The organism is Rhodoferax saidenbachensis, assembly GCF_031457975.1.
Taxonomy (GTDB): Bacteria; Pseudomonadota; Gammaproteobacteria; order Burkholderiales; family Burkholderiaceae_C; genus Allorhodoferax; species Allorhodoferax saidenbachensis_A.
In genome coordinates this window covers 103,114-125,184 of the sequence record NZ_JAVDXO010000003.1, presented here as the reverse complement: position 1 = coordinate 125,184, position 22,071 = coordinate 103,114, and the positions used below count along the sequence as shown (strand labels likewise).

Here is a 22,071-nt window from a genome sequence, read left to right as displayed (position 1 = left end):
ACGCTGCAAAAACAAAGAGGCCCTCGCGGGCCTCTTTTGCATGGTGCCAACGAGGTTCAGCCCGCCGTAGCCACCAGCACCATCGCTTGCAATGAGCCCAGCACGATCATGGCGATCTGGATCAGCACCAGTAGCGCCAGCGGCGACAGATCCACGCCACCTACCAGGGGCAGCACGCGGCGAATCGGGGTCAGCGGTGGCTGCACCAGACGCTCCAGCACATCCGACAGGTAGGACTGTGTTTGCACCCACGACAACACGGCATAGACCAGCACCAGCCCCGTGAGACCGGAAAGCCCCATGCGGACAACACCAAACAATGCCAGCACCACCACGGACACGAGGCTGGCGCCCAGGCCATTGAGCAACCAGAGGATGGCGAACTGGGCGAGCTGAATCAGAAATGCCCCCACCAGACTGGCCGTATCCCAGCGGCCCATGGCGGGCAGCACGCGGCGCAGCGGCAGCACCAGCCAGTCGGTCAATGCAAACACAAAACGGCCCAACGGATTGCCCGAGCGCGCGGACAGCGGGATGCGCTGGTGCTGCATGTACAGGCGCAGTAAGCAGGTACTGGTGAGCAGGCCAGCGACAACTTCGAGCAACAGGGAAATGATTTGGTAGAGCATGGCGAGATTGGGGAAGTGCGTGCGCATCATAGCGGCAGCCTCCCCTCTTACAATGGAGGGTTACGGCCAAAGCCCCGCGGCTTGGCTGGTTCTGCCACCGTACACCTACCACCCCATGTCTGACCAAAACCAAGCTGCTCCCGCCCCGCAAGACGACAACCAGTTGATCCTGGAGCGCCGCGAAAAACTCAAGGCCTTGCGCCAGCAGCAGGCCGAGGGCAAGGGCGTGGCCTTCCCCAACGACTTCCAGCCCGAGAACAAGGCGGCGGAGCTGTTTGAGGCTTACAACGAGAAGACGGCCGAAGAGCTGGTGGCCCTGGGGACCACGGCCAAGGTAGCCGGCCGCATGATGCTCAAGCGCGTGATGGGCAAGGCCAGCTTCTGCACGCTGCAGGACGCTTCGTTCGGCCCCAGCGGCGGCCGCATCCAGCTGTACGTGCGTGGTGAAGACGTGGGCGTGGACCTGTACGCCGCCTTCAAACACTGGGACCTGGGTGACATCGTGGCCGCCGAGGGCACGCTGTTCAAGACCAAGACCGGTGAGCTGTCCATCCACGCGACCAGCATCCGCCTGCTGACCAAAAGCCTGCGCCCCATGCCCGACAAGTTCCACGGTATGGCCGACCAGGAAACCAAGTACCGCCAGCGCTATGTGGACCTGATGACCGACGTGGAAGCGCGCAAGCGCTTTGTGGCACGCAGCAAGGCCGTGAGCGCGCTGCGCGAGTTCATGGTGGGCCACAACTTCCTGGAAGTGGAAACGCCCATGCTGCACCCCATTCCCGGTGGTGCGAATGCCAAGCCCTTCAAGACCCACCACAACGCGCTGGACCAGGAAATGTTCCTGCGCATTGCGCCCGAGCTGTACCTCAAGCGCCTGATCGTGGGCGGCTTCGATCGCGTGTTCGAGATCAACCGCAGCTACCGCAACGAAGGCATCTCGGTGCGCCACAACCCCGAGTTCACCATGATGGAGTTCTACGCAGCGTACTGGAACTACCAGGACCTGATGAACTACACGGAGTCGTTGATCCGCGATGCGGCCATGAAAGCCACCGGTGGCCTGCAACTCAGCTACGCCGGCAAGCCCGTGGATCTGGAGCAGCCGTTTGAGCGCCTGACCATCGTGGAAGCCATCCAGAAATACACCGACGCCGGTGACAACGTGTTTGACGCCACCTGGCTGACCAATGCGGTGAAGAAGCTGGGCTTGACCGAAGCCAAAAACCGCCTGGAGGGCCGCACGCTGGCCAGCCTGCAGGTGCTGTACTTTGAAGAGACGGTGGAAGAGAAGCTGTGGAATCCCACCTTCATCATGGAGCACCCCACCGAGATCTCGCCACTGGCCCGCGCCAACGATGACCGACCTGAGGTCACCGAGCGCTTTGAGCTCTACATCACGGGCCGAGAATTCGGCAACGGCTTTAGCGAGCTGAACGATGCCGAAGACCAGGCCGCCCGCTTCCAGGCGCAGGTCAACGCCAAAGACAGCGGCGACGACGAGGCCATGCACTTCGACCACGACTTTGTGCGCGCGCTGGAATACGGCATGCCCCCCACCGGCGGCTGCGGCATTGGTATTGACCGCCTGATGATGCTGTTGACTGACAGCGCCAGCATCCGCGACGTCATCCTGTTCCCCGCCCTGCGCCGCGAGGTTTGATTCAGATTTGAAGCCAAATAGGCCCCTAGCCCCCGCAGGATCTGCGCGAGCAGCTATGAAAACGGTAGCAATGCCCACGCTGCGCTACCTGAATGGCTACCCCGCAGACGCGCTGGGCCAGGTGCAGCGCATGCTGGACGAGGACCGCGTGGGCAGCTGGCTGACCCAGCGCTACCCACAGGCCCATGGCGTGCGGACCGACAAGGTGCTGTACGACTATGTGCAGGACCTCAAGTCCGAATACCTGCGCAGTGCCGAGCCTCTGAGCAAGGTGGCGTTTGACAGCAAGCTGCACGTGGTGAAGAACGCGCTGGGCACGCACACCACGGTGTCACGCGTGCAGGGCAACAAGCTCAAAAGCAAGCGCGAGATCCGCGTGGCCAGCCTGTTCAAGGACACGCCCGAACCCTTCCTCAAGATGATCGTGGTGCACGAGCTGGCCCACCTGCGCGAGCGCGAGCACGACAAGGCCTTCTACCAGCTCTGCACCCACATGGAGCCCAGCTACCACCAACTGGAGTTTGAGGTGCGCATCTACCTCACGCACCTGGAAGCCACGGGCGAGCGGCTATGGATAGCCGCCTGATCTGCTTCAACAAGCCCTATGGGGTGTTGAGCCAGTTCACGCCTGAGGGCCGCTGGCGCGGGCTCAAGGACTTCATCGACATCCCCGGCATCTACGTGGCGGGCCGACTGGACGCTGACAGCGAAGGCCTGCTGCTGCTCACCAACGACGGCAAGCTGCAGGCCCGCATCAGCGACCCGCGCTACAAGATGGAAAAGACCTATTGGGTGCAGGTGGAGGGTGAGCCCGACGAAGCCGCCTTAATGGCGCTGCGTCAAGGTGTGCAGCTGAACGATGGCCTCACGCTGCCCGCCCGCGCACAATTGATTGCGGAGCCCGCAGCACTCTGGGAACGCACGCCACCCGTACGCTTTCGCCAGTCCATCCCCACCCGCTGGTTGGAGCTGGTGATCCGTGAAGGCCGCAATCGCCAGGTGCGCCGCATGACCGCAGCCGTGGGCTACCCCACGCTGCGGCTGATTCGCGCGGCCATTGGCCCGTACACACTGGAAGGTTTGGCGCCTGGCACCTTGCGCGACGTGCCCATACCCTGAGCTGCCCTGGACGGACTACCGCCGCGCGCGCAGCGGTGTGAGCAGGTCGCTCAACCCGTTGTGGTCAATCTCATGCATCAGTTGCAACAACCGGCCAATCTCACTTTTGGGAAAACCTTCCCGCGCAAACCAGTTCAGGTAGTCGCCAGGCAGGTCGGCAATCAGACGGCCCTGGTACTTGCCAAATGGCATAGGCCGCTCCACCAGTTTTTGCAGGTCTTCGGCTTGCATGCCTAGCCGCCCGCGCGTTTGACCTTGTGCCCCTGCGCCTGCAACAACTGCATCACGCGTTCCACATGGTCGCCCTGCACTTCGATCACGCCGTCTTTGACGGTGCCGCCCGATCCGCAAGCGGCCTTGAGCTGCTTGCCCAGTGCTACCAGTTCGGCCTCAATCAATGGCACGCCGCGCACCAGGGTCACGCCCTTGCCCGCGCGGCCCTTGGTCTCGCGGGACACGCGCACCACACCATCGCCCGCCGGGCGTTTGGGCGCGTTGCAAGTGCAGGCGGCGATGGCCTGGCGGCACACCGGGCAGGTACGCCCCACCTCGGTGGAGTACACCAAGCCACCCAGATCGGACAAAGAGAGTTTGGCCATATTGCGGATGGAAGAAAGGTTAACGAACGATGATTTCCGCGCGGCGGTTGCGTGGCTCGTCCACATTCGGTTCGGTGGGCACCACGGGCTCGCGCTCGCCACGGCCCACGGCCTCGATCAGCTCGGGTTGGAAACCACGCGCAATCAGCAGCTCGCGCACGGCACGGGCGCGCTGCAGCGAGAGCGCGTCGTTGGCCTGGGGCGAGCCCGTGCGGTCGGTATGGCCCACCACCACGATCTCACCGCCCGGGCGCGCCAGCGCTTGCGCCAGAATGCCTTCGAGCTGGGATTGGGAATCGGCCGTCAGCGTGGAGCTGCCCGGCTCAAACTGCAACACAAACCGCTGCGCGGGCGGGGGCTGCAGGGCGAGCATACCGCCGTGCTGCGCCTGCACTTCGGCCTCGGTCGTGGTGGCCAGTTGCACCGCGCCATTGCGTTCAACTGCTGCCACCGCATACGGCTGGGCCAGCACTTGGGCACTCGAAGCCCCCTGCACTTGCACCGAAGTGGCACGGCCCTGGGCATCGGGCAACAAGATCACGCGGGTGACGGGCGCGCAGCCCGACAGCACGGCCAGCAACGATAAGCCCCAGGCAAGGCGGCGCATCACGGCACCTCCACAATGAAGTCGGTACCGCGCACACTGACAGTGGATGATGGTGTACCCACCTTGACGTTCTCTGGCTGCAACTTGCCCAGCAGACCCGTGACCATGCGGATGGTGCCCAGCAACACCTGCACGGTGAGGCTACCGGTCTGGGTGGTGGAGTCGAACTGAAAACGGGTAATGTCCACCTGTGAGTTGGGCCCCACGGTGAGCAGCGTGCCATCGCGTAGCAGAATGACGGCAGAGCCGCCGGCACCGGTCACGATGCGCTCGGCCTCCGCCACAGGGCCACCTATTGCCGCCACACGGCGTGCCTCTCCCTTGATCACTTCCACGCTGCCTTGCACAGCCTTGAGCGTGCCGCTGCGCAATTCTTGGGCTCCCGCAGCCTGCGACAAGCCCATCGCCAACGCCAGCAGCATGCCGCTGCGCCCTACCCAACCCCTGTGCCAAGCCATGTAGCGTCCGCCTCAAAATCGATGAACGACAATGGTAACGGATGCCCCTCGCCCGCCGGTGGCTCAAGCGACCTATTCACTATCATTTTGATAGCTACTCGCGCACCAAAGACGTGTGCTGTGTGCGAAAATGGTGCCTACTCTGTCTGCTATGTCCAAAAACTCCCCCACCTCCCGCCAAAGCGTTTGGGCCACCAAGGTCCTGGCCATCGTTCAAGGTGGCAACAGCCAGGCTGCGCTGGCACAAATCAAGGTCGCCCCGACTGTGAAAGACCTGCAGCAGCTGCGCAAACTGATGCTCGCCAACAACCTGCTGGCCAAACACCGCCTGCTGGAAGAGGCCATTGACGCCAATCTCGCGTTGTTGGCCGCACCGCGCCTGCACCGCTCGCCTTGACCATGCCGCAGATTTCTCACCCCGACATCCTGCGGGGGCCCGAGCGCGCCGACCTGGTGCGCGCCGAAGTACTGGCCGACCTGTTTGAAGCCACTGCCCAGCAGTACCCCGACAGCACCGCGCTGGTGTTTGGCGACCAAACGCTGAGTTACCAAGCGCTGGAAGCGCGCGCCGACACCGTAGCCGCACACCTGCTGGCGGCTGGTGTGGCGGCGGGCGACATCGTGGGCTTGTGGCTGCCGCGCGGCCTGGACCTGCTGGTCATGCAACTGGGCATTGCCAAAGCGGGGGCCGCCTGGCTGCCGCTGGATGCGGACACACCCGTAGACCGCATCGCCGTATGCCTGGAAGACGCGCAGGCCAAAGGCTTGGTGAGCTGCGCAGCATTTGCGCCGCGCATGGCGCACACACCCCATACCGTGTGGACCGCCGAAGCATTGGCCGAACCGGTGGCGCAGCCACTGCGCCGCACCGGCGTATTGCCCACCCATCCGGCCTACGTCATCTATACCTCGGGCTCCACGGGGCGACCAAAAGGCATTGCCATCCACCAGGGCAGCATCTGCCACTTTCTGCGCAGCGAGAACACGCAGCTGGGCTTGCGCCATGGGGACCGCGTGTACCAGGGCTTCTCGGTGGCGTTTGACATGTCGTTCGAGGAAATCTGGATCAGCTACCTGGCGGGTGCCACCGTATGGATTGCGCCCAAGGAAATTGCGTCTGATCCCGAAAGCCTGCCCGGCGTACTGGCCGCCAATCGCATTACCGTGCTGCACGCGGTCCCCACGCTGCTGGCCCTGTTAGACCAGGACGTACCCGGCCTGCGCACCATCAACCTGGGTGGCGAGATGTGCCCGCCCGCGCTGGTGGAGCGCTGGGCCAAGCCGGGCCGCCAGGTGTTCAACACCTACGGCCCCACCGAGGCCACGGTGTCTGCCAGCCTGGCCGAGCTGCATGCGGGCGAACCCGTCACCATTGGCCGACCACTGCCCAACTACAGCCTGCTGGTCATCGCCCCTCAAACCGAATCGGGGCTCACGTTACTGCCACGCGGCGAAGTGGGAGAACTCTGCATCACCGGCCCTGGCGTGGCCGCGGGCTACCTGGGTCGGCCCGATCTGACGGCCGAGAAATTCCTGCTCAACCCCTGGGCCAGCAGCGCACAAGACGCACGCCTGTACCGCACGGGCGACCTGGCCCGTATCGACGCGGACGGCTGCGTACAGTGCCTGGGCCGCACCGACGACCAAGTCAAGATCCGTGGCTTCCGCGTGGAGCTGGGTGAGATTGAGTCTGCACTGGCCGACCAGGCAGGCGTGGCCGCTGCCGCCGTGGTGCTGCGCCCCGAAGATGGCGTGGACCAGCTGATCGCCTTCATCACCCCCGACACGGGCGCCACGCTGAGCAGCAGCGCCCTGCGCGCTGCGCTGGCTCGACGGCTGCCGCCCTACATGGTGCCCGGGTACTTTGAGACCGTACCCACCATGCCGCGACTCACCTCGGGCAAGATTGACCGCAATGCGCTCAAGGTGCGGCCGCTCACCGCGGCCAGCACGTCCGAAGCGTCCGACACGCCGGGCACGCCCGCCGAAGAAGTGCTGTTTGCCGCGCTGGCCAAGCTGTTTCCCGGCCAGGCCATTGTGCGCAGCGCCGATTTTTTTGCAGACTTGGGTGGCCATTCGCTGTTCGCAGCGCGCCTGGCCTCCAGCCTGCGCGCCCACGCGGGCTTTGCCCATGTGACGGTGCGTGACGTCTACCAGCACCGCAGCGTGGGGGCGATTGCGCAGGCGATTGGAGCCGCCCACGGCCAGGCGCAGGCGGTGGATACCACGTGGACGCCACCCAACGCCTGGCGGCGCTGGCGCTGCGGCTTGGCCCAGGCCGCAGCAGTGCCTTGGCTGGTGGCCATGCGCATGGCGCAGTGGCTGGCACCTTTTTTTGCGTACCACTTTTTTACCGGTGAACCCGAAGACTCGCTGCTGGTGGCCACTGGGGCCTCGGTGCTGGCCTACCTCGTGGCCACACTGCTGGAGTTTGCGGTGGCCATCGCTGGCAAATGGCTGCTGGTTGGCAAGCTACAAGCGGGCCAGTACCCGCTGTGGGGCCTGACCTACTACCGCTGGTGGCTGGCTGACCGCCTGCTGGAAGCAGCACCCACCTATTTGCTCAGCGGCTCATCCCTGTACGTGTGGTGGCTGCGTGCGCTGGGCGCTCGCATTGGCGATGAAGTGGTGATTGGCTCCATGACGCTGCGCGCACCCGACCTGCTACAGGTGGGCGACGGCGCCAGCATTGGCAACGCCGTGAACCTGGAAAACGCCCGTGTGGAACATGGCGTGCTGCACCTGGGCCGCATCACGCTGGGGGAGCACAGCTGCGTGGGTTCGTATGCGATTCTGGAAGGCAACACCACGGTGCACGACTGGGGCCATCTGGAGGGCCAGTCCGCTCTGTGCGATGGAGACACCGTGCCCGCGAGCCGCGTTTGGCAAGGCTCACCGGCGCGTGACGCGGGCGCCTTCGATGCAGCAAGCCTGCGGCCCCGCCCCGCGGTCACACGTTTGCGCAGCGCGGTGGAGGGCACGTACTTCGTGCTGGGCGCCTTGCTGATCACCACGCTGTTCTTCCTGCCGGTGTTTCCCTCCTTTGTGCTGATCGACTGGATCGACGATGTGGAGCGCTTCCCGTTTCTAGCGAGCACCGACATCTGGTTCCAGCTCACCAAGTATTTCCTGCTGGCCTTTCCCGCTGCGGCGGTGTTGATCGTCTGCACCGCACTGCTGTCGGCCGGTATCCGTTGGTCGGTACTACCGCGCCTGAAGCCCGGTAGCTGGCCGGTGCACAGCACGCTGTACTGCGCCAAGTGGCTGGTGAACCAGATTCAGGAGTCCAGTCTGCATGTGCTGCACGGCGTATATGCCACGCTGTATGCACCCTGGTGGTACCGCTTGCTAGGCGCCAAGGTCGGGCGGGATGCTGAAATTTCTTCCGCATTGGGCCTGGTGCCCGACATGCTGACGTTGGGCGATGAAACTTTCATTGCCGACGCGGTGATGCTGGGTGATGAACACATTGACGGCGGTTGGATGACGATGCGACCCACGGTCATCTCCAAGCGCAGTTTTGTGGGCAACGGCGCCTACATCCCCGATGGCACCACGCTGCCTGAGAACGTGCTGATCGGCGTGCACTCTACCGTGCCAAGCAATGACCGTATTCGTAGCGGCGACACTTGGTTGGGATCGCCTCCCCTGCACCTGCCGGCACGCGAAGAGACAGCCGGCTTTCCGGAGCGACTGACCTTTCATCCCTCACCCGCACGGCGCCTGGCGCGGGGACTGATAGAAGCCTTCCGCATTGTGTCGCCCCACGCCATTGTGATTTCGGTGGGCTACACCATCGTGCTGAACGTGATGCCACTGGCTGGGGACGGGCGCTGGGGCCAGGTCATTGCCTACCTGACGCTCACGGGCCTGCTCTACGGCCTGGGGACTTTTGTATTTGTGTGGGCGCTCAAATGGCTGCTGATGGGCCGCTACCGCCAGCGCAGCACGCCTATGTGGACCCCGTTTGTCTGGCTGTCCGAAGGCGTGACCAATTTGTACGAAGGCATTGCTGTGCCCAATTTCATGCGCTACCTGCGCGGCACCCCATGGCTGCCCATGGCCTTCAACCTGCTGGGCAGTCGCATCGGCAAGGGCGTGTATATGGACACCACCGACATCACCGAATTTGACTGCGTGCACATCGGCGACCACAGCGAACTTAACGCGCTGAGCTGCCCGCAGACCCATTTGTTTGAAGACCGCGTGATGAAGATTGACCACGTGCACATCGGTGCCCGCGTGTACATCGGACCACGTGGCGCAGTGCTCTACAGCGCCAGCGTGGCCGACGATGCCTGGTTGGGCCCCTTGACCCTGGTGATGAAGGGCGAGAGCATTCCCGCTGCGTCGCGCTGGAGTGGCTGCCCCGCGGCGCCTACGCGGGCCCGGGTCTAACGCCTCAGAAGACATGGGCACCACGGCGGCACATCCTTGGCCGGCCTATGCTTGGCCGAGCGATGCCGACAAGGTGCTGGCGGCGCTGCGACAAGGTAAGGGCGCAGTGATCTACCGCCAGCTGCCGCACCGCACACCTCGCAATGAAGCGCGTGGCGCCATCCGTCTGGCACTGCGTCAAGCAATGGCCTTGTGGTTGGATTGCCCCGCAGACAGCGTGGCGTTGTCCACACATGCCGGTGCGCCTCTGCGCATCGAACACCCCAGTACCGCCACACAGGTGTCCATCAGCCATGAAGATGGACTGTCGGTCGCAGCCATCCACCCCTATCGTGCGATAGGCGTGGATGTACTCGCCACCACCGACCCTAGTTGGGCGGATGAGTGCCTGACACTGGCACGCGACTACATGGGCCCCTACGTGGCGACACGACTAGCAAGACTGCCAACGGCGCGGCAAGCCACCGCCTTTGCCAGCGCATGGACGCAATGGGAAGCCGGATTGAAGAGCTGCGGCCTTGGACTGAGCGAATGGACTTCAACGCTGCAAGACAGCGTGGCCCGCTGCGACATAAGGTGGCTAGAACTGCCGGAGGGCTACTGCGGGGCAGTGGCTTTACGTCCCGGCAGAGCGCTCTAAAGAAGTAACAAAGTGTCTTTTACAATGCCTGCGATCGTTGGATACCAAAGCCTTGCGCAAACACAATAAAAACGATGCAAGGCCATGCCTAACAAATCTCAGGGGAATTCGTTTGAAACACCACCATTGGGTTGGCGCAGGCCTGCTCGCGCTAGGCCTTGTCGCGTGCGCTGAGCCTCCTGCCACAGCTGCGAACACGTCCCAGGCCATACCTGCCACGACGCGCTTGATCATTCGCTTCACAGAAGCCAAGAGTGTGTGGACCGCATCGGACCTCGCTCAATTGCAAACACGCCTGTTTGCCGACGTCAGCCCCATTGCTGCGGTGTCCGACAACACGTGGACGTACCGGGTATTGCCGCAAGCGGGGCAGGATCTGGACAAAATTCTCCGTGTCTTGCGTGCCCGCCCTGAAGTGGTTCACGTGGATGTGGACAGCAAAGTCCGCAACCCCTGAGAATTCAACACATGCATCGAATGAAAACGGCACTGATCACCATCTTGTTGTGCGCAGGTCTGGGCGCATCCTGGCTCGCAACTTCGCAAACCGATGGATCGCTAGAAGCCAAGTCCGCCGCAAGCCCCACTGCATCACCAGCCAATGACTCGACGACTGGCTATAACCGCCTGATCGTGAAATTCAAGGAAGAGACGGCAGCAAAGACAGATCAAACTGCCGGCGGGCAAGTCGATCCGCAGACCCGCATCAACACGTTCAATGCCCGAGGTGGCATGCAAGTCTTGGGACAAAAGGCAGTCACGCTGAGCTACCTGAAATCGGTATCGGAACAAGCCCATGTGGTGCAAACCGACCAACCTTTGAGCCGCGCTGAGATGAAGGCCTTGACGCAACAGTTGGCGCAAGATGCGCGGGTTGAATATGCCGAAATCGACGAAAAGGTGTTTGCCCATTTCGCCCCCAATGATCCAGGCTACGTCGCCAGCCAATGGGCCTGGAAATCATCGGGCAGCAACGCGGGCGCCACCAATACCGACAGTGCGTGGAACAAAAGCACGGGTGGGCAACCCGTCAGTGGGGCCGGAGTGGTGGTTGCAGTGCTGGATACCGGCTACGTAACCCATGCAGATTTGACGGCTAACCTCCTGCTCACTGGCTACGATTTTGTCTCTGCCGACACCTTGCCTTATTCGCCCTTCAGCACTGCGAACGATGGCAATGGACGAGATTCGGATGCCGCAGACCCTGGCAACTGGAACACCAATACAGGCAATGGTTGCTCCGTTTCTGACTCCGGTTGGCACGGCACCCGGGTCGCAGGCATCGTGAGCGCAGTGGGCAACAACAGCACGGGCATGATCGGCATAGCTTATGGTGCGAAAGTGTTGCCCGTGCGCGTATTGGGCGTATGTGGCGGTTACGTGTCTGACATAGCAGCCGGCATGCGTTGGGCGGCAGGCATTCTGTCTATCAGCGGAGTTTTTAACCCCAACGTCGCCAAAATTCTCAACCTCAGTCTGGGCAGCTCTGGCACATGCCTGAGCACATTCCAGGATGCCGTCAACGATGTGCGTGCAGCCGGCAGCATCGTGGTGGCGTCGACGGGCAACGACGGCAGCATCACCACCATCAGCCAACCTGCCAACTGCCAAGGAGTGATTGCTGTCACGGCCCACATGTTGACTGGGGACAGTCCCAGTTTTGCAAATGACGGGCCTGGCACCACGATCAGTGCACCGGGCGTCAGCATCTACGGCACATTGAACTCCGGCACGACTACTCCAGTCGCATCACCGGGCGGGGATACCTATGTCGCTGCGAACGGCACTAGCTTCGCCGCTCCCATGGTATCTGGCGTTGCAGCCTTGCTGTTGCAAATCAAGCCGACCATGGGCATCAACGAACTGACTTCACGCCTGGTAGATTCGGTGCGTGCCTTTCCTTCAGGTACCTACTGCTTCAACAAGACGAGTTGTGGCGCGGGCATGCTGGACGCCGATGCTGCCACTGCCCTGGTTTTGGCAGACACCGCTCCCACAACCACCGCCACCGCCAACAAAACCGACCCCGTGGCGCGGAGCACCCTGGTCACATTGACGGGTACAGCCACTGCGGGGGCAAACGGCACGGGTATCAGTACCGTGGGCTGGACGCAAGTCTCCGGACCCACCGTAACATTGTCCGGGGCCAACACCAGCACGGCCACGTTCACGACACCAGCCACTTCAGACACCGTGGGCATGACCTTCCGGTTTCAAGCCACCTCGATATCTTCCGGAAGTTCCAGTAGCATGGTTTCCATCAACATGGTGTCGGCTCCCAACCCTGTGACCAGCTCTGGTGGAGGCGGAGGTGGTGGCTCGCTGGACTGGGCGGACATCACCGCCCTGCTATTCATGGCGCTGACGGGTCTGGCTCTGCGCCGCTTGCCAGCGACACAGAAGCAAGGCAGATAGCACGACCACCGCCCCACCAGCCGCCCCTGCCGCATGGGCTGAGTAGTAAGTGGGGATACCCAGCCAACCGTGTGTGTGTGTTGCGAAGAACAAGGGCTGCAGCAGAAGTTTGGCCCCCAAGGCCAGAAGCAACACCGCTCCCATCAGGCGCACTCGCCAGCCAGATGGAGGGATCGCCAGTGGTGCACACAGCAGAACCAACGCCCCCCCGGCCAGCACCCCGTGTAAAGCCCCAGAAGCGCCCGCGTAGTACAAGCAGTTGCTATCCAACGCTAGCACCACGGCCACACCCAGATGCCCCCCCAGCCAGGCCAGCAGTTGCTGGCGCACCGGCACCCACGGCGCCAGCGACCAGCACAGCAGCACGGCCGCCATCGCGTTGACCACCGCATGCGCCAGACTCAGATGCACCCACTGCGCGGTGAGCAATTGCCAAACTGCTCCTTCTTCAAAAGCAGGGCGATGAAAGCGCAGCCACTCCGCGGCACCGGGCCATAGTTGCAGCACCACGGTCACCGCGGCAAAGCCGCCGCCCCAACACACCCGGCCTAAGCGCAGTGCGTTGGGCATCCGTGTGCGCCTCAGGCAATCCAGTCCATCGCCTGCATGTAGTCAGGGTGCACCATGAGGTCATCCCAATCCAGCGCAGGCCTGGTGGGCAACAACGCAAGGCGGCGGGCCTCGCTGGCCTCCAGCGCCTGCCACTGGCCCTTAACCTGTGCTTCGGTCAGCCCGTCGATCAATTCGTCTACCGCTTTGCCGCCACCCTCGGCGCTGGGCAGCGACTGGTTGCACAGCAGCACCAGGTCGCAGCCTGCATTCAACGCCACCACAGCGGCCTCGGTGTAGCTCACCGTCTTGCCGTCGATGAGGCGCGCACCGGCCATGGACAGGTCGTCGCTGAAGATGGCGCCGGTGAAACCCAATTGGGCACGCAGGATGTCGTTGAGCCAGGTGCTAGAGAAACCCGCGGGCCGCGCATCCACCTTGGGGTAGATCACGTGGGCAGGCATCACGCTGCTAGTCACGGTGTTGAGCCAGCGGTAGGGCGCGGCATCGTCGGCCAGGATGGCCTTGAGGCTGCGCTTGTCCACCGGAATCTCGGTGTGGGAGTCGGCCTTCACAAAGCCGTGGCCGGGGAAGTGTTTGCCACAGTTGGCCATGCCGCTTTTTTGCAGGCCGTGCATCAGGCTCTTGGCCAGCAGACTGACCACGCGCGGGTCGCGTCCGAAGGCGCGGTCGCCGATCACGCCGCTCTCGCCATAGTCCAGGTCCAACACGGGGGTGAAGCTCAGGTCCACACCACAAGCGCGCAGCTCGGCACCCAGTACGTAGCCACAGGCCGTGGCGGCATTCGTCGCATCCAGTGGACCGGCCTTTTTGGCGGACACCGTGCCGGCGGCTTCGCGCAGCCACATCTCACCCAGCGCCCGCATGGACGGCAGGTGGGTGAAGCCATCCGTCTTGAAGCGTTGCACGCGCCCGCCTTCGTGGTCCACGCAGATCAGCAGGTCGGCGCGCACCTTCTTGACGTCACGACACAGGGCGGCGAGCTGGTCACGGTTTTGCCAATTGCGGGCGAACAGAATCATGCCGCCCACCAGCGGGTGTTTCAGGCGCTGGCGGTCCAGCTTGGTCAGGCTGGTACCAGCAATGTCAATAATCAGGGGGGCGTGAAAGGCCATAGCGGGAGGTTCCGTTTTGCTATTTATTTAGGAGCTGCTTGCGCATATTTTACGGGGGCTGGAGGGCTGTTTGATCCCCAAACGCCAGGCAGGAGGTGTTGTTTCCTGTCCATAGTTCAAAAAATGTCCGAACTCTGCCAATTTGTTACAGACAGAAAAAAGCGGCGGCTGATAGACTTATTTTGCGCAAATGGCTTCGCAAGTAAGTCGGCGCATGGCTTCCCTACTAAAACAACTGCCATTTACCGTGTTTGAATTCTTAAAAAAACGTGCGCGCACCGCACCCGAGTCGTTGGAGACTACCAGTGCAGAACCTGCCGTCCGGCGCATGGAATTGGAAGAGCGCAAGGCCTACCGCCGCGAACGGCTTTACCAGTCCATCCGCGAGACATTTTTGTCGATGGAGGTGGTCTCGCAGATGTACCGTTTCAAGGTCATGCCGGTGGACGAACGGCACCACCGCTTCATTGCGATGATTGACGTTGCCAAGTCGTTTGTGACCGGCCCCAACAGCAAGACCAAGAGCTTTGCTGCCATGGAGCACAGCATGCGCATCAACACTTACAAACGCTTTGGTGTGTTGATTGACGGCATCTATTGGCGTGTGAGTGAAACCGAAGAGCATTTTGAGCGCCACTCCCGCTCCAGCGATCCGGCACGTAGCGATGGCTTTGAACCGGTTGCGCACAGCGCACCGGAACACATCTCCACCGGAACTTTGTCGCGGGCTGGCTACCACGCCATCTCTGCCGAAGAACAAGCCGCCTTCATGGAAGCCCTGCAGCGCGGCGCCACGTTGCCCGCCGTGCATGTGGGCGATCTGGAGTACCAGTCGGACCTGGCGCCGCTGGACGGCGGCATCATGATTGGCGGCACCCAGTACGGCAAGCTGTAGCCAGCGAACGCTAGAGCGTGGTTTCCACCACGCAAAAGCTGGCGGCGTAGTCGGTCTCGTCGGTCACGGTCACATGCACCGTCAGGGCCTTGCCCTCAAACCAGTCCTTGAGCCCGCCATGCAACACGATGGTGGGCTTGCCGCTGCGCTCATTAGCGATCTCGCAAAGCTTCCAGGTCATGGGCATGCGCATACCCATGCCAATGGCCTTGCTGAAGGCCTCTTTGGCGCTGAAACGCGTGGCGAGGTAGCGCACACCGCGCTCGGGCCAGCGGGCGCTGCGGGCTTTCCAGGTTCTGAATTCCGCATCTGACAGCACCTTGGCGGCAAAGCGGTCGCCATGCTTCTCCAGGCTGGCGCGGATGCGGCGCACATCGCAAATGTCGGTGCCGATGCCGTAGATCACATGCCGCCCCTCATTGCCCCAAGCAGGCCAGGTAGGCCTTGATGGTGGCGTCGTAGCCCAACTCCAGCGCATCGGCAATCAACGCATGGCCAATCGACACTTCTTGCAACCCCGGCACCTGCTGCGCAAAAGCAGCCAGGTTGTCGCGGTTCAGGTCGTGGCCTGCATTGACGCCCAGCCCCACATCCAACGCCGCCTGCGCGGCAGCGGCAAAGCGGGCCAGTTGGGTGCCCTGCCCGGCCGTGCCCCAAGCCGCGGCATAGGGTTCGGTATAGAGCTCGATGCGGTCCGCCCCTACCGCCCTGGCGGCAGCCATCGCGTCCGGATCGGCATCCATGAACAGGCTCACGCGCAGGCCCAGGGCATGCGCATCGGCAATCAGGGGTTGCAGGCGTGCCGCGTCGTCGGGGAAGACCCAACCATGGTCGCTGGTGAACTGCCCTTCGCTGTCCGGCACAAAGGTCACCTGGTGCACCGGCAGACCGCGCTCGCGCAGGTCGCGCACGCAGTCCATCAGGTTGTGAAACGGATTGCCCTCGACGTTGTATTCGCGGTCGGGCCAGGCCTTCAGCAGCTCAGCCAGGTCCAGCACGTCTTGCGCACGGATGTGACGCGCATCAGGCCGTGGGTGGACGGTGATGCCTGCCGCACCCGCCTGCAGGCACAGCGTGGCCGCGCGCGTGACGCTGGGAATGCCCAGGTGGCGGGTGTTGCGCACCAGTGCGACCTTGTTGAGATTGACCGAGAGATGGGTTGTCATAGTCGGGGGGCCTGCCTAAAGTGCCTGTATGTCGATCATCATCTGCCGCGTTCGCAGCGTCTTCACGCCGCAATGGTAGTGCAGCAGCGCGCGCAGCTGGGGTTTGAGCTCGCCCATCATCTCGGCGCAGGCGCGCAGCGTGGTGGTGAAGGGGGCGTGGTTTTGCAGCGTCTCGTGCAAGCGCAGCCACTGGGCGCCACTCAAACTGACCCGGTCTTCGGCGTGCGCCTGGCGCAAGCCGCCTTCGGGCACCAGCACGTAATGGTCGTTGACATCCAGCGCCCGCAGGGTCATGGTCTGCACATTCAGCGGGGGTAGGAACCCGGTCTCGCGCAGCAGCAGCAGCTCAAACGTGCGCAGCGCGCCCTGCAGCACTTCACCATGTTCGCTGGCGATGATTTCCACCACGCGGGCATAGATGTCAAACAGCTCTGCATGCGGGTCGTCGCGCGCCAGCAGCGTCATCAGCAGTTCGTTGAGGTAGTAGCCCGACAGCAGCGCGTCACCCGTGGGCATGACATGGCCGCCCTGCCATTCGGCACTGCGCAGCGTGCGGATTTCGGCATCGCCGCCAAAAGCCACATGCAAAGGCTGCAGCGGCAGCAAAATGGGGCGGAAGCTGGAACTGGGCTTCTTTGCCCCTTTGGCCACCAGCGCAATGCGCCCGTAGTGGCGGGTAAAGACTTCCAGAATCAGGCTGGACTCGCTCCAATCGTAGCGGTGCAGCACATACGCGGGCTCGTCAGCAATGCGTTTGGTGGCCACGCGAGAAAGAAGTTACTCGTAGCCGAAGCTACGCACCCGCGCTTCATCGTCGGCCCAGCCCGAGCGCACTTTCACCCACATCTCCAGGAAGACTTTGGCGTTAGCCAGTTTTTCCAGCTCAACGCGGGTTTCCATGCCGATGCGCTTGATGCGCTCGCCCTTGTCGCCAATCACCATGGCCTTGTGCGTGTCGCGTTCCACCACGATGGTCGCGGCAATGCGCAGCAGGCGCTTCTGGCCCTTCTTCTGCGGTGGCTCTTCTTCAAACTTGTCGATGATGACGGTGGAGGTGTACGGGAGTTCATCACCGGTGAGGCGGAACAGTTTTTCGCGCACCAGCTCGCTGGCCAAAAACTTCTCACTGCGGTCGGTCAACTCGTCCTCGGCGTACCACCAAGCCTGCTCGGGCAGGTACTTCTCACAGATAGCGAGCAAGCGCGGAATGTCTTTGGCGTTCTTGGCCGACATGGGCACAAACTCCGCGAACTTGTGCTTGTCGGTCATAGTTTGCAACCAGGGCGCAATGTCGCCACGGCGGTGGATGTTGTCGAGCTTGTTGGCGATCAGCAGCGTGGGAATATCCTTGCCCAACAACGTCAATACGCGCGCGTCTGCGGGCGTAAAGCTGCCAGCCTCCACCACAAACAAAATCAAATCTACATCTGCCACTGCACCCTGCACGGCTTTGTTCAATGACTTGTTGAGCGCATTGGCATGCAGGGTCTGAAAACCCGGCGTATCCACAAACACGAATTGGGTGTTGCCCTGCGTGTGCATGCCGGTAATCCGGTGGCGCGTGGTCTGTGCCTTGCGTGAGGTGATGCTGATCTTCTGGCCCACCAAGGCGTTCAACAGCGTGGACTTGCCTACGTTGGGCTTGCCCACGATGGCCACCAGGCCACAGCGCTGGCCAGCGCCGTCGGCACCAGGGAGGGCCAGCTTGGGCGTGCTCTTGAGCAGACCTTGCAGCATGGCATCCAGGTCTTCCTGGACTTCAGGTTTAGAGTCTTTTGGACCGCTAGCCCCCGTGGATTCTGCGCCAGCAGCTATTTTTTTAGGAGCATTCATGGTTTTACCTTTGACTTGATGGTTTGCAGCATGGCAGCCGCAGCGGCCTGTTCACCGGCACGGCGCGAACCACCAATGCCCCGTTCAGCCAGACGCAGCTCGGCAATTTCACACTCCACGTCAAAGCTCTGTTTGTGGGCGGCACCAATGGTGCCCACCACCTTGTAGAGCGGCAGTTTCATTTTGCGACCCTGCAGCCACTCCTGCAACTCGGTTTTGGGGTCCTTGCCGATAGCGTCCATCTGCGGGTTGATCTCCACCGCTTCAAACAAGCGGTGTACCAAGGCCTGAGCAGGCGTAAAGCCCGCGTCCAGATAGACCGCGCCAATGATGGCTTCCAGCGCATCGGCCAGGATGGACGCGCGCTTTTGCCCGCCAGAGCGCATTTCGCCCTCGCCCAGCTTCAGCACATCGGGCAAGCCCAAGCCCAATGCCAACTGGTGCAGGGTCTCCTGCTTGACCAGGTTGGCACGTACGCGGGACAAATCGCCTTCGGGCAAAGCACCCAGGCGGGAATACAGCAAATCGGAAATCGCCAGCCCCAACACCGAGTCGCCTAAAAATTCGAGGCGCTCGTAGTGGTCGCTGGAAAAGCTGCGGTGGGTCAGTGCCCTGGCTAGCAGGGTGGGATTGGAAAACTGGTGCTGCAGCCGGAGCTGCAACGCTGCCAAAGCATCACCCACGTTATTTGGAGCGACCGGCGTACTTCAGCGTAAGAAACGCCGGACCCGCCAAATGAATTTCACGCTCGTAGGCAAAGGCCACCACCACTTTGTCCCCTTCTTTGGTGACTTCCAGGTCTTTGCCTCGGATGGACGAAATCGCGTCGATTTCTGTCGCCTTGTCAAAGATGCTACGAATTTCGACCACCGACTGCCCCGTAGCCGCGCGTTGCACCGCTTTCTGGATGGCCATCAACTCAACCACTGTGGGGAACACCTGCGCCGCAATCACGCCGGCCATGGCAAGTACACCGCCCACAAATATCAGGCCAAAGAAGGAAATGCCGCGTTGCTTGGATTTGCGCTGAAATGTCATCATTGTTCCCTTATCACTTGGTGCACGAAGCTTCAATTGAACCCGCCGATACGCTTGAGATTGCCAAAGTTCATCCAGACAAAGAACGCCTTGCCCACGATGTTTTTCTCTGGCACAAAGCCCCAGTAGCGCGAATCCAGCGAATTATCGCGATTGTCACCCATCATGAAGTAGTGGCCTGCTGGCACTTTGCAGGTCACGCCTTCCACGGTGTAGCTGCAGGCCTCAAACCCTTCAAACTTGTCGGCACCTGGCACAAAGGCTGGGCGATCGGCATCGTTGAGCAGGCGGTGTTTTTTGTCACCCAAGGTTTCTTCAAACTGTTTGAAATAACGCATGACATCTTCGTCAAAGAAGTCGGGTAGCGCATTGGTCTCCAGGGCCTTGCCATTGATGGTCAGGCGCTTGTTCAGGTAGGCCACGGTGTCTCCAGGGACTCCGACCACGCGCTTGATGTAATCCAGACTGGGCTTGGGGGGGTAGCGAAACACCATCACGTCACCACGTTGGGGCGGTGTGCCTTCGGTGATCTTGGTATTGAGCACCGGCAGGCGCAGTCCGTAGGTGAATTTATTGACCAGGATCAGATCGCCCACCAACAAGGTGGGAATCATGGAGCCCGAAGGAATCTTGAAGGGTTCAAACAGGAAAGAACGCAGCAGGAAGACCACGATGATCACGGGGAACAAACCCGCAGTCCAGTCCAGCCACCAGGGTTGCATGAGCAAGCGCACCTTGGCTTCGGTGATATCACCATCCACCTGGCTGATGCCCATTTTGCTCAGCTCCGTACGGCGCTGGATGTCATTAGCCTCCAAGGCCGCCACGGTCTGTTGACGCTGGGGCAAAAAGTAGAACCGTTCGGCCAGCCAATAGATGCCGGTGACCAGGGTTGCCAAAAACAACAGCAGCGCGAAGTTCCCTTCTACCAGCCCAAAATACCAGGAGGCGGCGTACACGCCAAAAGCCGCAAGAACGGCGGATGTCAAAGCTTGCATCAATCTTCCACCTGCAAAATGGCCAAGAACGCTTCTTGTGGAACCTCCACAGAGCCGATTTGTTTCATGCGCTTTTTACCTGCTTTTTGTTTCTCAAGGAGCTTGCGTTTGCGCGAAATATCACCGCCATAGCACTTGGCCAAAACGTTCTTGCGCAGCGCTTTGATTGTCTCACGCGCAATGATGTTGGCCCCAATGGCAGCCTGGATCGCCACGTCGTACATTTGGCGAGAAATGATCTCGCGCATTTTGGCAACTACCGCCCTGCCCCGGTACTGGCTTTGGGCGCGGTGCAACATGATGGACAAGGCGTCGACCTTCTCGCTATTGAGCAAAATATCCACTTTGACGACATCGGCGGCACGGTATTCCTTGAACTCGTAGTCCATGGAGGCATAGCCCCGGCTCACACTCTTGAGCTTGTCAAAGAAGTCGAGCACGATTTCGGCCAGCGGCATCTCATAGGTCAGCACCACCTGACGGCCCTTGTAGGCCATGTTCATCTGCACGCCACGCTTCTGGTTGGCCAGGGTCATGACCACGCCCACATACTCCTGCGGCATGTAGAGATGCATGGTGACGATGGGTTCGCGGATCTCGGCGGTCTTGCCGATCTCCGGCATCTTGGACGGGTTTTCCACCATCACCACTTCGCCGTCGTTCTTGACCACCTGGTAGACCACACTGGGCGCAGTGGTGATCAGGTCCTGGTCGAACTCGCGCTCCAGACGCTCCTGCACGATTTCCATGTGCAGCAAGCCCAGAAAACCACAGCGGAAGCCAAAGCCCAGCGCTTGCGAGACTTCAGGCTCGTAGTGCAACGAAGCGTCGTTGAGTTTGAGCTTTTCCAGCGCATCACGCAGCGAGTCGTACTCGCTGGCTTCGGTGGGGTACAGGCCAGCAAACACCTGCGGCTGAATCTCTTTGAAGCCAGGCAGCGCTTCAGTCGCCGTCAATGCAGCGCCACCGGTTCCAGGTTTGATCAAAGTGACTGTGTCACCCACTTTCGCGGCTTGCAATTCCTTGATGCCTGCAATGATGTAACCCACCTCACCCGCTTCCAGTGATTGGCGCGGCTCGTTGGCGGGGGTAAAAACACCCAGGTTGTCGGCGTTGTACGTGGCGCCCGAGGCCATCATCTTGATACGCTCACCCTTGGCAAGGCGGCCGTCCACCACACGCACCAGCATCACCACGCCCACGAAGCTGTCATACCAGCTGTCAATGATCATGGCGCGCAGCGGGCCATCGGGGTTGCCCTTGGGCGCCGGGATCTTGGCGACGATGGCTTCCAGAATGTCGTCGATGCCCAAGCCGGTTTTGGCGGAACAAACAATCGCGTCGGTTGCATCGATGCCAATCACATCCTCGATTTCGCTACGCGCGTTGTCGGGATCGGCATTCGGCAAATCAATCTTGTTGAGGACAGGCAGCACTTCCACATTGAGGTCGAGTGCGGTGTAGCAGTTGGCCACGGTCTGCGCTTCCACACCTTGAGACGCATCGACCACCAGCAGCGCGCCCTCGCATGCAGAGAGCGAACGACTCACTTCATAGGAGAAGTCCACGTGCCCTGGTGTGTCAATCAAATTGAGGTTGTAGACCTTGCCATCGAGCGCCTTGTATTTGAGCGCAGCGGTCTGCGCCTTGATGGTTATCCCACGCTCTTTCTCGATGTCCATCGAGTCCAGAACCTGTGCCTCCATGTCACGGGCCTCAAGCCCACCACAACGCTGGATCAAGCGGTCTGCCAACGTGGACTTGCCGTGGTCAATGTGGGCAATGATCGAAAAATTTCTGATGTGATTCATCAACGACGGGCTTCAAGTGATTGAATTAAAACGAACGGGCAAGAAAAAAGGGCGCATCGTAAAACGACGCGCCCTGAACCAACAATCTTTGGCAACTGCGAAGGTTGGAAGCCCATT

Annotated in this window: 24 protein-coding genes; 9 read left to right on the top strand and 15 right to left on the bottom strand. The window is 61.5% G+C overall.

Annotated features, from left to right (window positions below; genetic code table 11):
* Positions 1 to 56: 56 nt before the first annotated feature.
* A complete protein-coding gene (locus J2X15_RS08600) occupies positions 57 to 629 on the bottom strand; it encodes a YggT family protein (RefSeq protein WP_310342123.1) in 573 nt (190 codons plus the stop codon).
* A 115-nt stretch (positions 630 to 744) separates the two neighbouring features.
* Here J2X15_RS08600 and lysS point away from each other — a divergent pair, with 115 nt between their 5' ends.
* From lysS to J2X15_RS08585, 3 genes are read left to right on the top strand one after another with little or no spacing between them, the layout of a single operon-like run.
* The gene (lysS, locus tag J2X15_RS08595) at positions 745 to 2,292 is read left to right on the top strand and encodes a lysine--tRNA ligase (RefSeq protein WP_310341553.1); all 1,548 of its coding nucleotides are present in this window, start codon (positions 745 to 747) and stop codon (positions 2,290 to 2,292) included.
* A 55-nt stretch (positions 2,293 to 2,347) separates the two neighbouring features.
* On the top strand, positions 2,348 to 2,878 hold the full coding sequence (locus J2X15_RS08590) for a YgjP-like metallopeptidase domain-containing protein (protein WP_310341552.1): 531 nt from the start codon (positions 2,348 to 2,350) through the stop codon (positions 2,876 to 2,878).
* Complete coding sequence (locus J2X15_RS08585) at positions 2,863 to 3,411, top strand: pseudouridine synthase (RefSeq protein WP_310341550.1); 549 nt, start codon at positions 2,863 to 2,865, stop codon at positions 3,409 to 3,411. The genes J2X15_RS08590 and J2X15_RS08585 overlap by 16 nt, the downstream gene beginning before the upstream one ends.
* A 15-nt stretch (positions 3,412 to 3,426) precedes the next feature.
* Here J2X15_RS08585 and J2X15_RS08580 read toward each other — a convergent pair whose 3' ends face one another.
* From J2X15_RS08580 to J2X15_RS08565, 4 genes are read right to left on the bottom strand one after another with little or no spacing between them, the layout of a single operon-like run.
* A complete protein-coding gene (locus J2X15_RS08580) occupies positions 3,427 to 3,642 on the bottom strand; it encodes a DUF3820 family protein (protein ID WP_310341547.1) in 216 nt (71 codons plus the stop codon).
* Positions 3,643 to 3,644: 2 nt separating this feature from the next.
* Complete coding sequence (locus J2X15_RS08575) at positions 3,645 to 4,010, bottom strand: translation initiation factor Sui1 (protein WP_310341546.1); 366 nt, start codon at positions 4,008 to 4,010, stop codon at positions 3,645 to 3,647.
* Between the two features lie 19 nt (positions 4,011 to 4,029).
* The gene (locus J2X15_RS08570) at positions 4,030 to 4,617 is read right to left on the bottom strand and encodes an OmpA family protein (protein ID WP_310341545.1); all 588 of its coding nucleotides are present in this window, start codon (positions 4,615 to 4,617) and stop codon (positions 4,030 to 4,032) included.
* Positions 4,617 to 5,075 (bottom strand): FecR family protein, encoded by a 459-nt coding sequence (locus tag J2X15_RS08565; RefSeq protein ID WP_310341542.1) that lies wholly within the window; start codon positions 5,073 to 5,075, stop codon positions 4,617 to 4,619. The genes J2X15_RS08570 and J2X15_RS08565 overlap by 1 nt, the downstream gene beginning before the upstream one ends.
* A 151-nt stretch (positions 5,076 to 5,226) precedes the next feature.
* Between J2X15_RS08565 and J2X15_RS08560 the strand changes: the two genes are divergently transcribed.
* The 5 genes from J2X15_RS08560 (at position 5,227) to J2X15_RS08540 (ending at position 12,528) form a co-directional block, all read left to right on the top strand.
* Positions 5,227 to 5,472: a hypothetical protein gene (locus J2X15_RS08560; RefSeq protein ID WP_310341541.1), complete on the top strand. Its 246-nt coding sequence runs from the start codon at positions 5,227 to 5,229 to the stop codon at positions 5,470 to 5,472.
* A gap of 2 nt (positions 5,473 to 5,474) precedes the next feature.
* Positions 5,475 to 9,473, top strand: coding sequence for a Pls/PosA family non-ribosomal peptide synthetase (locus J2X15_RS08555; protein WP_310341538.1), 3,999 nt, complete (start codon positions 5,475 to 5,477; stop codon positions 9,471 to 9,473).
* Positions 9,474 to 9,486: 13 nt separating this feature from the next.
* Positions 9,487 to 10,113: a 4'-phosphopantetheinyl transferase family protein gene (locus J2X15_RS08550; RefSeq protein ID WP_310341535.1), complete on the top strand. Its 627-nt coding sequence runs from the start codon at positions 9,487 to 9,489 to the stop codon at positions 10,111 to 10,113.
* A gap of 226 nt (positions 10,114 to 10,339) precedes the next feature.
* Positions 10,340 to 10,570: a hypothetical protein gene (locus J2X15_RS08545; protein ID WP_310341532.1), complete on the top strand. Its 231-nt coding sequence runs from the start codon at positions 10,340 to 10,342 to the stop codon at positions 10,568 to 10,570.
* 11 nt (positions 10,571 to 10,581) lie between these two features.
* Positions 10,582 to 12,528, top strand: a complete 1,947-nt coding sequence (locus J2X15_RS08540; RefSeq protein ID WP_310341529.1) for a S8 family peptidase — start codon at positions 10,582 to 10,584, stop codon at positions 12,526 to 12,528.
* Here J2X15_RS08540 and J2X15_RS08535 read toward each other — a convergent pair.
* A complete protein-coding gene (locus J2X15_RS08535) occupies positions 12,463 to 13,098 on the bottom strand; it encodes a rhomboid family intramembrane serine protease (RefSeq protein ID WP_310341526.1) in 636 nt (211 codons plus the stop codon). The genes J2X15_RS08540 and J2X15_RS08535 overlap by 66 nt on opposite strands.
* 11 nt (positions 13,099 to 13,109) lie before the next feature.
* Entirely contained in the window at positions 13,110 to 14,213 is a 1,104-nt protein-coding gene (gene nagZ, locus J2X15_RS08530) for a beta-N-acetylhexosaminidase (protein WP_310341522.1), read from the bottom strand.
* A 214-nt stretch (positions 14,214 to 14,427) separates the two neighbouring features.
* Here nagZ and J2X15_RS08525 point away from each other — a divergent pair, with 214 nt between their 5' ends.
* A complete protein-coding gene (locus J2X15_RS08525; RefSeq protein WP_310341519.1) occupies positions 14,428 to 15,108 on the top strand; it encodes a hypothetical protein in 681 nt (226 codons plus the stop codon).
* A 10-nt stretch (positions 15,109 to 15,118) separates the two neighbouring features.
* Here the strand turns inward: J2X15_RS08525 and acpS are convergent, their stop codons facing one another.
* The 8 genes from acpS to lepA form a co-directional block, all read right to left on the bottom strand.
* Positions 15,119 to 15,514: a holo-ACP synthase gene (gene acpS, locus J2X15_RS08520; RefSeq protein WP_310341515.1), complete on the bottom strand. Its 396-nt coding sequence runs from the start codon at positions 15,512 to 15,514 to the stop codon at positions 15,119 to 15,121.
* A 10-nt stretch (positions 15,515 to 15,524) separates the two neighbouring features.
* On the bottom strand, positions 15,525 to 16,274 hold the full coding sequence (locus tag J2X15_RS08515) for a pyridoxine 5'-phosphate synthase (RefSeq protein ID WP_310341514.1): 750 nt from the start codon (positions 16,272 to 16,274) through the stop codon (positions 15,525 to 15,527).
* 15 nt (positions 16,275 to 16,289) lie between these two features.
* Positions 16,290 to 17,039 (bottom strand): DNA repair protein RecO, encoded by a 750-nt coding sequence (gene recO, locus J2X15_RS08510; RefSeq protein WP_310341512.1) that lies wholly within the window; start codon positions 17,037 to 17,039, stop codon positions 16,290 to 16,292.
* Positions 17,040 to 17,051: 12 nt separating this feature from the next.
* A complete protein-coding gene (gene era / locus J2X15_RS08505; RefSeq protein WP_409034267.1) occupies positions 17,052 to 18,011 on the bottom strand; it encodes a GTPase Era in 960 nt (319 codons plus the stop codon).
* A gap of 92 nt (positions 18,012 to 18,103) precedes the next feature.
* Positions 18,104 to 18,790 (bottom strand): ribonuclease III, encoded by a 687-nt coding sequence (gene rnc, locus J2X15_RS08500; RefSeq protein ID WP_310341507.1) that lies wholly within the window; start codon positions 18,788 to 18,790, stop codon positions 18,104 to 18,106.
* Position 18,791: 1 nt separating this feature from the next.
* Positions 18,792 to 19,145, bottom strand: a complete 354-nt coding sequence (locus J2X15_RS08495) for a DUF4845 domain-containing protein (protein WP_310341504.1) — start codon at positions 19,143 to 19,145, stop codon at positions 18,792 to 18,794.
* A 32-nt stretch (positions 19,146 to 19,177) separates the two neighbouring features.
* Positions 19,178 to 20,143 (bottom strand): signal peptidase I, encoded by a 966-nt coding sequence (gene lepB / locus J2X15_RS08490; protein ID WP_310341501.1) that lies wholly within the window; start codon positions 20,141 to 20,143, stop codon positions 19,178 to 19,180.
* The gene (gene lepA / locus J2X15_RS08485; RefSeq protein ID WP_310341497.1) at positions 20,143 to 21,954 is read right to left on the bottom strand and encodes a translation elongation factor 4; all 1,812 of its coding nucleotides are present in this window, start codon (positions 21,952 to 21,954) and stop codon (positions 20,143 to 20,145) included. Before lepA ends, lepB begins: the two co-directional genes overlap by 1 nt.
* Between the last annotated feature and the right edge of the window lie 117 nt (positions 21,955 to 22,071).

Excerpts from the sequence above, each read along its gene's own strand:
- J2X15_RS08600 (WP_310342123.1), bottom strand. The coding sequence starts at position 629 with ATGCTCTACCAAATCATTTCCCTGTTGCTCGAAGTTGTCGCTGGCCTG.
- lysS (WP_310341553.1), top strand. The coding sequence starts at position 745 with ATGTCTGACCAAAACCAAGCTGCTCCCGCCCCGCAAGACGACAACCAG.
- J2X15_RS08590 (WP_310341552.1), top strand. The coding sequence starts at position 2,348 with ATGAAAACGGTAGCAATGCCCACGCTGCGCTACCTGAATGGCTACCCC.
- J2X15_RS08585 (WP_310341550.1), top strand. The coding sequence starts at position 2,863 with ATGGATAGCCGCCTGATCTGCTTCAACAAGCCCTATGGGGTGTTGAGC.
- J2X15_RS08580 (WP_310341547.1), bottom strand. The coding sequence starts at position 3,642 with ATGCAAGCCGAAGACCTGCAAAAACTGGTGGAGCGGCCTATGCCATTT.
- J2X15_RS08575 (WP_310341546.1), bottom strand. The coding sequence starts at position 4,010 with ATGGCCAAACTCTCTTTGTCCGATCTGGGTGGCTTGGTGTACTCCACC.
- J2X15_RS08570 (WP_310341545.1), bottom strand. The coding sequence starts at position 4,617 with ATGCGCCGCCTTGCCTGGGGCTTATCGTTGCTGGCCGTGCTGTCGGGC.
- J2X15_RS08565 (WP_310341542.1), bottom strand. The coding sequence starts at position 5,075 with ATGGCTTGGCACAGGGGTTGGGTAGGGCGCAGCGGCATGCTGCTGGCG.
- J2X15_RS08560 (WP_310341541.1), top strand. The coding sequence starts at position 5,227 with ATGTCCAAAAACTCCCCCACCTCCCGCCAAAGCGTTTGGGCCACCAAG.
- J2X15_RS08555 (WP_310341538.1), top strand. The coding sequence starts at position 5,475 with ATGCCGCAGATTTCTCACCCCGACATCCTGCGGGGGCCCGAGCGCGCC.
- J2X15_RS08550 (WP_310341535.1), top strand. The coding sequence starts at position 9,487 with ATGGGCACCACGGCGGCACATCCTTGGCCGGCCTATGCTTGGCCGAGC.
- J2X15_RS08540 (WP_310341529.1), top strand. The coding sequence starts at position 10,582 with ATGCATCGAATGAAAACGGCACTGATCACCATCTTGTTGTGCGCAGGT.
- J2X15_RS08535 (WP_310341526.1), bottom strand. The coding sequence starts at position 13,098 with ATGCCCAACGCACTGCGCTTAGGCCGGGTGTGTTGGGGCGGCGGCTTT.
- nagZ (WP_310341522.1), bottom strand. The coding sequence starts at position 14,213 with ATGGCCTTTCACGCCCCCCTGATTATTGACATTGCTGGTACCAGCCTG.
- J2X15_RS08525 (WP_310341519.1), top strand. The coding sequence starts at position 14,428 with ATGGCTTCCCTACTAAAACAACTGCCATTTACCGTGTTTGAATTCTTA.
- J2X15_RS08515 (WP_310341514.1), bottom strand. The coding sequence starts at position 16,274 with ATGACAACCCATCTCTCGGTCAATCTCAACAAGGTCGCACTGGTGCGC.
- era (WP_409034267.1), bottom strand. The coding sequence starts at position 18,011 with ATGCTGCAAGGTCTGCTCAAGAGCACGCCCAAGCTGGCCCTCCCTGGT.
- J2X15_RS08495 (WP_310341504.1), bottom strand. The coding sequence starts at position 19,145 with ATGACATTTCAGCGCAAATCCAAGCAACGCGGCATTTCCTTCTTTGGC.
- lepB (WP_310341501.1), bottom strand. The coding sequence starts at position 20,143 with ATGCAAGCTTTGACATCCGCCGTTCTTGCGGCTTTTGGCGTGTACGCC.
- lepA (WP_310341497.1), bottom strand. The coding sequence starts at position 21,954 with ATGAATCACATCAGAAATTTTTCGATCATTGCCCACATTGACCACGGC.